General features: G+C 42.8%; 12 protein-coding genes and 1 rRNA gene. 6 read left to right on the top strand and 7 right to left on the bottom strand.

The genetic code is table 11. The features are described from left to right. Window positions 1–267 precede the first annotated feature (267 nt). The gene (locus tag DXX93_RS13065) at window positions 268–1,917 is read right to left on the bottom strand and encodes an electron transfer flavoprotein-ubiquinone oxidoreductase (RefSeq protein WP_116008485.1); all 1,650 of its coding nucleotides are present in this window, start codon (window positions 1,915–1,917) and stop codon (window positions 268–270) included. 290 nt (window positions 1,918–2,207) lie between these two features. On the opposite strand from DXX93_RS13065, the gene DXX93_RS13070 reads away from it, so the two are divergent. From DXX93_RS13070 to DXX93_RS13085, 4 genes are all read left to right on the top strand, one after another. Further along, the gene (locus DXX93_RS13070) at window positions 2,208–2,960 is read left to right on the top strand and encodes an electron transfer flavoprotein subunit beta/FixA family protein (protein ID WP_116008486.1); all 753 of its coding nucleotides are present in this window, start codon (window positions 2,208–2,210) and stop codon (window positions 2,958–2,960) included. Further along, window positions 2,957–3,880: an electron transfer flavoprotein subunit alpha/FixB family protein gene (locus tag DXX93_RS13075; RefSeq protein WP_116008487.1), complete on the top strand. Its 924-nt coding sequence runs from the start codon at window positions 2,957–2,959 to the stop codon at window positions 3,878–3,880. Before DXX93_RS13070 ends, DXX93_RS13075 begins: the two co-directional genes overlap by 4 nt. 194 nt (window positions 3,881–4,074) lie before the next feature. Next, window positions 4,075–4,404, top strand: a complete 330-nt coding sequence (locus tag DXX93_RS13080) for a stress response translation initiation inhibitor YciH (protein WP_116008488.1) — start codon at window positions 4,075–4,077, stop codon at window positions 4,402–4,404. 109 nt (window positions 4,405–4,513) lie between these two features. Further along, window positions 4,514–5,311, top strand: a complete 798-nt coding sequence (locus DXX93_RS13085; protein ID WP_116008489.1) for a response regulator — start codon at window positions 4,514–4,516, stop codon at window positions 5,309–5,311. A 199-nt stretch (window positions 5,312–5,510) separates the two neighbouring features. On the opposite strand, the gene DXX93_RS20815 is transcribed toward DXX93_RS13085, so the two are convergent. The 3 genes from DXX93_RS20815 to DXX93_RS13095 form a co-directional block, all read right to left on the bottom strand. After that, window positions 5,511–5,648, bottom strand: coding sequence for a hypothetical protein (locus DXX93_RS20815; protein WP_181902223.1), 138 nt, complete (start codon window positions 5,646–5,648; stop codon window positions 5,511–5,513). Between the two features lie 8 nt (window positions 5,649–5,656). After that, complete coding sequence (locus DXX93_RS13090) at window positions 5,657–6,121, bottom strand: hypothetical protein (protein ID WP_116008490.1); 465 nt, start codon at window positions 6,119–6,121, stop codon at window positions 5,657–5,659. 78 nt (window positions 6,122–6,199) lie between these two features. Beyond that, complete coding sequence (locus DXX93_RS13095) at window positions 6,200–7,756, bottom strand: sigma 54-interacting transcriptional regulator (protein WP_116008491.1); 1,557 nt, start codon at window positions 7,754–7,756, stop codon at window positions 6,200–6,202. 259 nt (window positions 7,757–8,015) lie between these two features. Here DXX93_RS13095 and megL point away from each other — a divergent pair, with 259 nt between their 5' ends. Further along, a complete protein-coding gene (gene megL / locus DXX93_RS13100) occupies window positions 8,016–9,221 on the top strand; it encodes a methionine gamma-lyase (protein WP_116008492.1) in 1,206 nt (401 codons plus the stop codon). Between the two features lie 20 nt (window positions 9,222–9,241). Here the strand turns inward: megL and DXX93_RS13105 are convergent, their stop codons facing one another. Further along, complete coding sequence (locus tag DXX93_RS13105; RefSeq protein ID WP_116008493.1) at window positions 9,242–9,682, bottom strand: HIT domain-containing protein; 441 nt, start codon at window positions 9,680–9,682, stop codon at window positions 9,242–9,244. Window positions 9,683–9,686: 4 nt separating this feature from the next. Continuing rightward, complete coding sequence (ylqF, locus tag DXX93_RS13110) at window positions 9,687–10,634, bottom strand: ribosome biogenesis GTPase YlqF (RefSeq protein ID WP_116009951.1); 948 nt, start codon at window positions 10,632–10,634, stop codon at window positions 9,687–9,689. A 157-nt stretch (window positions 10,635–10,791) separates the two neighbouring features. On the opposite strand from ylqF, the gene DXX93_RS13115 reads away from it, so the two are divergent. Next, entirely contained in the window at window positions 10,792–11,301 is a 510-nt protein-coding gene (locus DXX93_RS13115) for an acyloxyacyl hydrolase (protein WP_116008494.1), read from the top strand. Window positions 11,302–11,457: 156 nt separating this feature from the next. Here the strand turns inward: DXX93_RS13115 and rrf are convergent. Continuing rightward, window positions 11,458–11,572: ribosomal RNA gene (gene rrf / locus DXX93_RS13120) — 5S ribosomal RNA — on the bottom strand. Window positions 11,573–11,641: the final 69 nt, after the last annotated feature.

Genomic DNA, 11,641 nt, shown 5'->3' on the forward strand with positions numbered 1-11,641 from the left:
GGCTTGTGAATTCTAGACTGTTAGAAACTAAGATATCTGCTTGAGCAAAGCATAAAATGTTCCCTCTATTTGATTTAATTATTTTTCATAGAGTTATTTGGCGCGCTCTTTATTAGCAGAACCACGAGTGTAAATATTTCTGACGATACATATCGTCTACTAAGATGTAATCCACGTTTCAATCGCCATAAAAAAACCACTTCAAATGAAGTGGTTTTTTGTTAGCACGGTTTAGTTAGCGTAGTTTGTCCGTAAACAATCGCTAAATTACATGTTCGGGTAATTTGGACCACCCGTGCCTTCTGGCGCTACCCAGGTAATATTCTGGCTTGGGTCTTTAATGTCACACGTTTTACAGTGAATACAGTTTTGTGCATTAATGACAAACTGCTTACCGTCTTCTGTTTCTTGTACTTCATATACGCCAGCTGGACAGTAACGCTGTGCAGGCTCTGCGTATTTTTCCATGTTCACTGTCATTGGAATGCTTGCATCGGCTAGTTTTAAGTGGCATGGCTGTTCTTCTTCGTGGTTAGTGTTCGATAAGAACACAGACGATAAGCGGTCAAAGCTTAACTTGCCATCAGGCTTAGCATAGTCAATAACTGGTGCTTCACTTGCCAGTTTTAACTGCGCGTGATCAAGAGAGTCATCACGGAAGTTAAATGGCAATTTACCGCCAAAGAAGTTTTGGTCGATGGTCGTGTATGCACCACCCCAGAATGTACCTAGTTTGTGCATTGATGGTGTAAAGTTACGTGTGTTGTACAACTCTTCGTATAACCAAGACGCTTTAAACTTCTCATCGTAAGCAGTTAAGTCTTTACCGCCTTCATCGCCGCTCGCTAGCGCTTCAACAATCGTTTCCGCCGCCAATAAGCCAGACTTCATCGCCGCGTGGTTACCTTTGATTTTCGCCGCATTCATGGTACCGGCATCACAACCGACAATAATACCACCCGGCATAGTTTGCTTGATCAATGAATTAAAGCCACCTTTCGCTAAAGCACGTGCACCGTAAGAAACACGCTTACCGCCTGCTAAATATTGGCTAATTTTAGGGTGATGCTTGTAACGCTGGAATTCTTCAAACGGACTTAAATGCGGGTTTGAGTAGCTTAAATCAACAATTAAACCAACAAACACTTGGTTGTTTTCGGCGTGATACAAGTAACCACCGCCGCCGGTGTCATTGCTTAATGGCCAGCCTGCAGAGTGTACGACTAAGCCTTCTTGGTGCTTCTCTGGATCAATATCCCAAATTTCTTTAAAACCAATACCATAATGCTGTGGTGATTTGCCATCGCTTAAATCAAACTTGTTGATAAGCTCTTTACCCAAGTGACCACGACAACCTTCGGCAAATACTGTGTACTTGGCACGAAGTTCCATACCCGGCATAAATGAGTCTTTTTCATTACCGTCGCGATCTAAGCCCATATCGCCAGTAATGATGCCACCAACGCTGCCATCTTCGTTGTAAATAACTTCTTGTGCCGCAAAGCCCGGGAAGATTTCAACGCCCAACTCTTCCGCTTGCTCTGCCAACCAACGACAGACATTACCCATACTGACAATGTAGTTACCTTCATTGTGCATGGTTTTAGGTGTCATAAAGCCCGGCAATTTGTGCGCGCTATTTTCACCATTGAAATAATAAATGTCATCGCCGCTTACTGGCGTGTTTAACGGCGCCCCTTTTTCTTTCCAATCAGGGAAAAGTTCTGTTAGCGAGCTAGGTTCAAATACCGCACCTGAAAGTATGTGTGCACCGACTTCTGAGCCCTTTTCAACCACACATACCATCAACTCTTGTTCTTTCTCTTGTGCTTGCTGCATGATGCGACAAGCAGCCGCTAGACCTGATGGACCGGCACCCACGATGACGACATCAAACTCCATCGATTCGCGTTCCATAATTCCCCCTTGAATGTTTTGTTTCGCGTCATTCAAACACTCGTTTGAATTTCAAACATGCGTTTGATAATATCTCCCCATTATAGATATTTTGCCGACAAATACTATCCTGTTAAAAACAATTTACTCGCTGAGCATTGATTTTGCGCAAGTGAGTTCATAGATCTAAAACGTGGAGCATTGACGTAACCGTTAACTAAAAGTAGTCTGTCGAGCGTTTACTCAAATTTTGGTGATAACACTAAGGTGTTAACACCTCTTACATGACAAGAAATAAAATAGAGGCGATGATGAAAGTATTAGTACCCATCAAACGCGTAATTGACTATAACGTCAAGGTACGTGTTAAACCTGACAATTCAGATGTTGACTTAGCTAACGTAAAAATGGCGGTTAACCCATTCTGTGAAATCGCAGTAGAAGAAGCTGTTCGCTTAAAAGAAGCTGGCGTCGCAACAGAAGTCGTTGTTGTTTCTATCGGCGACAAAAAGTGTGAAGAGCAAATCCGCACGGCATTAGCGCTTGGTGCAGACCGCGCAATTCGCATTGAGACGGAAGTCGCGTTAGATTCAATTAACATCGCTAAATTGCTACAAAAAGTGGTTGAAGAAGAAGCGCCTCAACTGGTTATCCTTGGTAAGCAGTCAATTGACTCAGACAACAACCAAACGGGCCAAATGTTAGGTGCCCTAACAGGTATGCCGCAAGGTACATTCGCGTCTGAAGTTAAAGTTGAAGGCGACAAAGTCAACGTTACTCGTGAAGTTGATGGTGGCCTACAAACAGTAGCACTTAACCTACCTGCGATTGTCACCACTGATCTTCGTTTGAACGAACCGCGTTACGCAAAATTACCTGACATCATGAAAGCTAAGCGTAAGCCTTTAGATGTTAAAGCCGCAGGTGATTTTGGTATCGACTTGAGCCCGCGTGCTAACGTCATCAAAGTAACACCGCCTGCAGAGCGCAGCGCTGGTATTATGGTTGAGTCTGTTGACCAATTAATTGAGAAGTTAAAAACTGAAGCGAAGGTGATCTCATGATTTTAGTTTACGCAGAACACGACAACAGCAGCTTAAAAGCTGAAACGTTAAAAACAGTTGCAGCTGCACAAAAAATTGGTGGCGACATTCACCTTTTAGTGGCAGGTCACAACTGTGGTGCAGTTGCAGAAGAAGCAGCAAAACTAAGTGGTGTAGCAAAAGTATTAGTAGCAGATAACGCTGCTTACGCTCACCAACTGGCTGAAAACGTTTCTTTATTAGTGACTGAATTAGCAGCAGACTACGACGCAATCATCGCAACAGCACTTACTACTGGTAAGAACTTTATGCCGCGCGTTGCTGCGCTTTTAGACGTTGCTCAAATTTCTGACATCATTGGTGTTGAAAGTGCTGATACCTTCGTTCGCCCAATCTACGCGGGTAACGCAATTGCCACAGTACAAAGCTTAGATGCGAAGAAAGTGATCACAGTTCGTGCAACGGCATTCGACGCAGTAGCAACAGACGGCAGCGCCGAAGTAGTAGCTTTAGGCCAAGCAACTGACGCTGGTATTTCTAGCCACTTTTCTGACGAATTAACTGAATCAGAGCGCCCTGACCTTGGTGCCGCACCTATCGTTATCTCTGGTGGCCGCGGTATGCAAAATGGCGATAACTTCAAACTACTTGAAGGTATTGCTGACAAACTTGGCGCAGCGATTGGTGCATCTCGTGCAGCGGTTGATGCTGGCTTCGTACCAAACGATATGCAAGTAGGTCAAACAGGTAAAATTGTTGCCCCTGACCTATACATTGCCGTGGGTATTTCTGGTGCCATTCAACACCTAGCGGGTATGAAAGACTCGAAAGTGATTGTCGCGATTAACAAAGACCCAGAAGCGCCTATCTTCCAAGTAGCTGACTACGGTTTAGAAGCTGACTTATTCGAAGCATTACCTGAATTGGAAGGTAAGCTATAAGTCTATTCAAGACTAAAATAAAGCTAAACACTTGATTAGTTAACGTTAAATTTGTTGTAAATTTTATGTGAAACTAATGTAAGTTTGGCGTAAATCAAAAAACCAGTAGTTCGATAAGAATCGCTGGTTTTTTTTCGCCTGCTCTTTTTCAATGCGTGTATAATTACCTAAATTTTATTGAGAGCAATTTTCCCATGTCTTGGCAAGACCAATTATCTACCCTCGTTTACTCCACCGATAAAGGCCGTATCAAAGAAGAAGTCGAAGAAACCGTTACGCCAAGTGATGGCTTTGCTAAGGTACGCCGTGAAACAAAAGGCAGAAAAGGGAAAGGTGTGATGGTGATCTCTGGTCTGGGGTTACCGGCAAAGGAATTAAAAGCCCTAGCCAGCAAGCTAAAAAAAAGCTGTGGCACAGGTGGCAGCGTGGTTGACGAAACCATCGAAGTGCAAGGAGACAAGCGCGATGTAATTAAAAATGTATTGGAAAAAGAAGGCTTTAAAGTGAAGTTTACTGGCGGATAATACTATCGCTGACAATGCATCAAGTCTTGACACTTTCTTTCAACAAATAAAGCCGTTAAACCAATAGTAAAAACAATCCTATATTAGTACAACACAAGCGGAAGCAGTAATGGCAAATATTACCCCAAACGAACTGTCTATCTTATTGATAGAGCCATCAGATACTCAGCGAAAAATTATCCTTGGTAAATTCGAAAAAGAAGGCATTAGCCAAATCACGACAGCGAATAATGTTGCTGAAACAATTGAAATTATCGAGCGACACCCGCCAGACTTAATTGCCAGTGCCATGTATTTTGACGATGGTACCGCGCTTGATGTATTGAAGCACATCAAAACCAACGAAAGGTTGGCCGATATTGCCTTTATGCTGGTAACGAGTGAATACAAAAAAGAACACTTGGAAGAGTTTAAGCAATCCGGCGTGGTTGCCCTATTGCCAAAACCATTTACTCCAGATCACTTGGGCGCGGCAATCAACACCACCATAGATCTGCTTTCACCAGATGAAATGGATCTTGATTACTTCGATGTTAACGAGATTCGCGTTTTGTTAGTGGATGACAGTACCCTAGCCCGCAATCACATTAGACGTGTACTGAATAATCTAGGGCTGCAAAAAGTTACAGAAGCCGCGGACGGTAAAGAAGCGATCGCTGCGCTAGAAGATACCATGTTTGACCTTGTTGTCACTGACTACAATATGCCGGAAGTTGATGGCCGTGAGCTAACCAAGTATATTCGAGAGCAAAGCCAGCAATCGCATATTCCCGTACTGATGGTCACCAGTGAAAGTAGCGAAACACATTTGGCAAATATTGAGCAAGACGGCGTCAATGCTTTATGCGACAAACCGTTCGAACCGCAGTTTGTGAAAAAGTTATTGTTTCAATTATTAGAGCACTAAGTACTCAGCGAGCAATTTAGCTCACTTTGCAGAGGTTAAGCAGCATAGTTAGCCCAAAAAGCTTGCACTCATAAAACCATTCACATCAAAAGCCAAATTATTAAGACCCTCAATTTTTGAGGGTCTTCTTCTTGTAGCTTTAGCTTTTATGATTATCGTTTATGGCCTGTGACCTCGCTCTTCAGCCGTTATCATTAGACTATAAGTGGCAAGACTCTTGGTATTTCGCGACTAAGTGCTGATTCTTTTCAAACACTAACTTGCCAGCTTCAACATCGCCAATATTGCCCATGCTACGAAGAAATTGGCGCATCAAGGCTTCATCTGAAAACATCATCATTTCAGCTATAGTGAAACTGACATCAGCTCTAACTGAAAGTGTTCGTACAAGTGTTCAAATTTATTACTGCCTTCGGGGGCAGTCGCAAATAACGCATGGTTTAAACGATCAGTCAGGTTTGAGGAAGTCGCAAGCGAATCAAAATATGCGGCATTTTCGTTAGCCCTATTTTTAGAAAACGACGGATAATCGAGAGAGCAAGTAAGCTGTTCAATATTTGTTTTAAAATCATCAGTCTTGTGCTCTAAGGCTGACTTATGGCTGTTTGCTAAAACTTGAGGCTTATTGATTTGAATGGTGTCAGCTTTATAAGGGTCAATCGCTAATGAATTAGTCTCAACGTCTTCGCCAGCTAAAGCATTTTCAGCCACACTCGTTGCACCACGCTCATCATCAGTAAAAAAGAAAGCAATTGATATGGTAATAATACATATAAAACAAAGCGTAAATGCGAGATAACGTCCTGTCACTACTAACGTCCTTGAAAGTCAAAGTGAACTCTAGAATATTGAATTTAATAGCTTTACTCTGTGTTAGCAAACAACATCTTAATTTTTAATACCATATTGGCGTAACTTCATCGCAATTTTGTTGTGCGACACGTTAAGTCGCTCGGCAAGCTTACGCGTGCTTGGAAAATGCGGGTAAAGTTCGGTTAGTAGGCTAGTTTCAAAACGCCGCTGCGCTTCTTGCCAGTCTGCAATACTGAGCCAACTTGCCGAAGCTAACTTTGATGGTATCTGGCCTTCTGATTCAGTTTTACCATCAAGCTTTACTGTATCAAGCTGGGTTGTAAATTGACTGAGCACTTGTTTAATCATCACCGCCGTAATTTGCTCACCACTGTTAAGCGCTGTTAGCCTGAACATCACATTTTGTAATTGCCGAATATTACCCGGCCAGTCATAAGACAACAGTATACTGAGCGCATCGGGTAGTAACTCAGGCTGTGCAAGCTTGGTTTGCTGGCAAGCTTGCTCAATAAAATAATCACATAACAATCTAATATCACTGGCTCTTGCCTTGAGTGGTGGTAACCCTAAATTGAGTACGTTTAGTCGATAATACAAGTCTTCTCTGAAGCGCCCTTGTGCAACGAGACGCTCAAAAGGCTGATGGCTGGCAGAAATGATGCGCACGTTTGCGTGCACTTCTTTACTACCACCAAGCCTTCTAAAACTGTAATCCTGTAGAAAGCGTAACAATTTTGCTTGCAGGTAAACGGACATTTCCGCGATTTCATCCAGAAAAACGGTGCCGCCATTCGCCAACTCAAACAAGCCCGGTTTCCCTTTGGTATTAGCGCCAGTAAAGGCACCTGCAACATAGCCAAATAATTCACTCTCAAGCAGTTGCTCTGGCAGTGCAGCACAGTTAATTGCCAGGAAAGGTTTAGCTTTGCGGTGACTTTGCAGATGAATTGCACGAGCAACAAGTTCTTTCCCTGTGCCAGTTTCCCCATGAATAAGTATAGGCAGGTCTAGATCTGCAAATTTAATGAGCTGTGCTTTCACTTCACTGATAATCGCTGACTCGCCGACAATATCGTCAATGCCATTAAAGCTGATCGACTGTTGAAAGTTAGATAGTTGGTGAGCCACTTTATCGAGTGACTTTAAAATCACCACGGCACCACTAAAAATACCTTCTAGCCACAATGGTGTGATTTCTGCCTGATAGGATTGCTCTTCAAAACTCACATCTCGACTAAAGGCTTCTTCACGCTTGAGTTCATGTGGTTTAATACCCAGCACTTGGCCGCTATCGCGAGATATATAGATATGTCGATGGTGGTTACACGAGAGAATTTTACCGTCAGCATCAAGATCAAAAATGGGGTCTGGAATGCGGTTCAACAGTGCTTGTAAGTGCTGTTGTTTCAGCTCGTTAGGCATTAAGTCTAACTGTTGGCAATGACTCACCCCATTGACATGCACAATACGATCGTGAATGGCGGCAAAAGTAATATCACGACTTTCAACATGCAAGTAAATAACACCACTTGCCACTTCCATCGCGCTGATATTAAGGCCAAGTTTGGCAAGCTCACTGAGTATTTCTTGGCTGATACCAAGCCGATCCGTTGAAAATATTTCCAAGCGCATGTAATTATTTTATGACGATGTAATATTTTAGTTACATAGCAGTATTGGTCTAAAACAGCCAATTAGCAAGCACTCCAGCGGCAATACAAGTGGCCATGAGGTAGCAGCCTCACCTACAGCTTGTAATGAATTTATGACAAGAACTAAATCACCAAAACCTAACTCTATGTATTTTATGGTTTTATTTTTAGGCTCGTAAGTTGCTTTGACTTTTAAAAGCTTAGAAAAATAACAATAATACCTAGACTTGGAGTTAACCATGACAGTAAGCAAGCATATCGCCACGCAAGCCATTCACGCTGGCCGCATTGAAGATGAACAATTTGGCTCGCTCGCAACCCCGCTTTATCAGACATCGACATTTGTATTCGACAATGCACTGCAAGGAGCCAATCGTTTCGCCGGTGAAGAAGCTGGCTTTATTTATACGCGTTTGGGCAACCCAACCACTCGTCAGTTAGAAATGAGAGTTGCGGCAATGGAGGGAATGGAAGATGCGGCAGCAACCGCTACTGGCATGGGGGCAGTATCGGGTGCATTACTCGCTAACCTATGTGCTGGCGATCATTTAATTGCTTCAAAAGCGGTGTATGGCTGCTCATATGCTTTGATGGCACATCAACTCACTAAGTGGGGCATTGAAGTAACCTTTGTTGATATGACAGACATTAAGCATATCGAATCGGCTATTCAGCCAAATACCAAAGTGCTCTTTTTGGAGTCACCAATCAACCCGAATCTGGTAGTGCTCGATATTGAAGCTATCGGAAAGCTAGCTAAAAAACATCAGCTTATTTCCATTATCGACAACACATTTTTAACCCCAATCTTGCAACAACCAGCACAATTTGGCTTCGATATTATTGTCCACAGCGCGACAAAATACCTTAATGGCCACGGTGATGTTGTTGCTGGGATCATTTGTGGGTCAGCTGAAATGATCAGCCATATTAAGCTCACTGTACTCAAAGATATCGGCGCAACGATCAGTCCCCACGATGCTTGGTTAATACTCAGGGGATTAAAGACATTGCCAATTCGAGTTGAGCAGCACTGTAAAAGCGCGCAAACTGTCGCGGAATTTTTAGCGCAACACCCTATGGTAGACAAAGTTCACTACCCGGGTCTAAAAGAACACCAAGGGTATAAATTTATAGGTAATCAAATGAAAGCCGCAGGCGGTGTTATCGCCTTTGAGATTAAAGGGGATATAGCGGAAGGAGCTGCTTTAATTAACCGTATGAAGCTTTTTTCAATAGCGGTAAGCTTGGGAGATGCAGAATCGCTAATTCAGCACCCCGCGTCAATGACGCACTCCCCCTACTCACCAGAAGAACGGCTAGACGCTGGCATTACCGACACCTTGATTCGCATTTCAGTCGGACTAGAGCATGTCGACGATCTCATCGCCGACCTCAAACAATCACTCGACCAAGTTAAGGTCAACCATCAACAAGTGGCCTAATTAATTGCTGTATTAGCCTATTAACTGTTAGCAAGTACAGCCTTAATACTCGGCAGTACTTTGGCTTTGACATCGTCAATTGCATTTGCTGTGTATGGCTTCATCGGTAATTCGCCCCAAATCGGTTTTGGCCACGCAGGGTCATTTTCAAAACGCACAATGTGGTGCATATGCAATTGTGGACACACATTACCAAGGGCGGCAACATTCATTTTATCGCCCTTAAATATTTCCATTAGCACTTCACTGAGCATACTCGATTCGTTCAGTAACTGTTGCTGTTGTTCCCAGTCTAACTGGTAAATATCTTTAATATTTTCAACTCTTGGCACCAACACAAACCAAGGGTACTGCGAGTCATTCATCAAGAGTAATTTACTCAATGGCAAGTCGATTAACTCGATGCCATCGCGCACTAATAACTCATGCAATTGAAATTCATTTAACTGAACATCTGTCATCTGCTTATCTCTTTTTCTTCTTAGGTTTGTTTTTACGGCCGCGGCCACGTGCTTCTTTGCGAGCTTCGCGCTCAGCAATTTTCTTTTCTTCTAACGCATTAAAGTGAACAATTTCTCGCTCCACCATTTCCGGTGATTCAAAGGTCAGTTCACCCAAGGTTTTATCGCGAATTTCATTAACTAAAATAGCAGAAGCTTTATGGAAGTCGACATGACCACCACTTTTTACACAACCGCGATTGCGGCCAATGTCCTCAATAAGTTCAACCTCAGTGTGTGGCAACTCATCAAGTTTATAGCGGTCTTTCAAACGCTCAGGGTAAGCTTCCAACAAATACTCAGCAGCAAAACAGGCAATTTCTTCATGATCAAAGGCAGTATCTTTTACCGCACTCGTAACCGCTAAGCGGTAGCCACTGTGTTCATTCACAATTTTGGGCCACAACATGCCCGGTGTATCGTAAAGGTACAAACCATCTTCAAGACGTATACGTTGCTGACCTTTAGTTACCGCAGGTTCATTGCCCACTTTCGCCTTTGCTTTGCCTACTAAAGTATTTAGTAATGTCGATTTACCAACGTTGGGAATGCCCATGATTACCGCATTAATTTGCTTACCAGTCTCATCTTTATGCGGCACTAACTTGCGAATTAACTGGGGGATTTGTTTAGCAATTGAGGGCGAGTCTGTCGTTAATGCAATGGCTTTTACATTTTGCTGTGCATCTAGGTAGTCTAGCCACACTTTGGTCATGGCCGGATCGGCTAAATCCGATTTATTAAGTATTTTAATTAACGGTTTGTCACCGCGAATTTCAGTGATCATCGGGTTTTCGCTGCTAAACGGCAAACGCGCGTCACACACCTCAATAACGACATCAATTGTCGGTAAAATTTCTTTGATCTCTTTTTGGGCCTTATGCATATGACCCGGGAACCAATTAATTGCCATTTTGATAGGAAAAATAAACGAGAATAATACTGAGATTTTATCATCCAACAGATTAAAAATCTTAAATAAAATTGCGTTAAAAAATAGCCACAGCATTCGCGACTAAGCCGTTTGTCGCCTAAAGTTTAACTAGGCTAAGCGATCAGTTGGTGATCTAATGAAGTTATTTCTTTTGTTAGCTTTAACCGCAGTGCAAACAACCGTCAATGCGCATAGCCTTTACTATGCGATTGGTGAATCAACAGCAAAAGATAAGTCGAACACACAAAAACTTGGCTTTGTTTACCATCCAAGCACAGAGATTGAATTCTTAGCAGACTACAACCTATTCCTCACACTAGATGTTTCTGCGGCTACGTGGCAGAACTTGTATGGTCCAGATCTAAAAACAGGGGCTGTTATCCCGTCGTTTAACTACCCTTCAACTCAGCAAGACAACTGGTGGTATGTAAAATTTGGTATTGGTGTAGCGTATGTTGATCAAACCCGCTGGGGCAACAGACGATTAGGTGACAATTGGATGTTTGAAGACAAGCTGGAATTCGGTATAAAAGTTTATCGAAACCATCACATGGCTTTATCTTTTTCGCACTACTCCAACGCTAATACCAATAAACACAACGACGGGTTGAACATTATCTCTCTACTATACCAATACACATGGTAACAATGTTGGAGATTAGGGCAACGCTAGGAGCAGTTGTCGAGGGATCAGGTGGTGCTGAAAGGTTAATATCACTGAGCGATGCTGTAGTAAAATTTTAAAAGTCTATATACGAAAAGAAAGCCCGACTCTTTCGAATCGGGCTTTCTTTAATTAGGTGCCTAGCAATGACCTACTCTCACATGGGACCTCCCACACTACCATCGGCGCAGTTGCATTTCACTTCTGAGTTCGGCATGGGGTCAGGTGGTACTACAACGCTATTGTCGCTAGGCGAAAAAAGTTACAATTTGGAAATTAATATATATCGTTTCAAGCACACGTTAGTACGTGAAGTTAATTC

The sequence above is a fragment of the Thalassotalea euphylliae genome (assembly GCF_003390335.1).
Taxonomy (GTDB): domain Bacteria; phylum Pseudomonadota; class Gammaproteobacteria; order Enterobacterales; family Alteromonadaceae; genus Thalassotalea_F; species Thalassotalea_F euphylliae_B.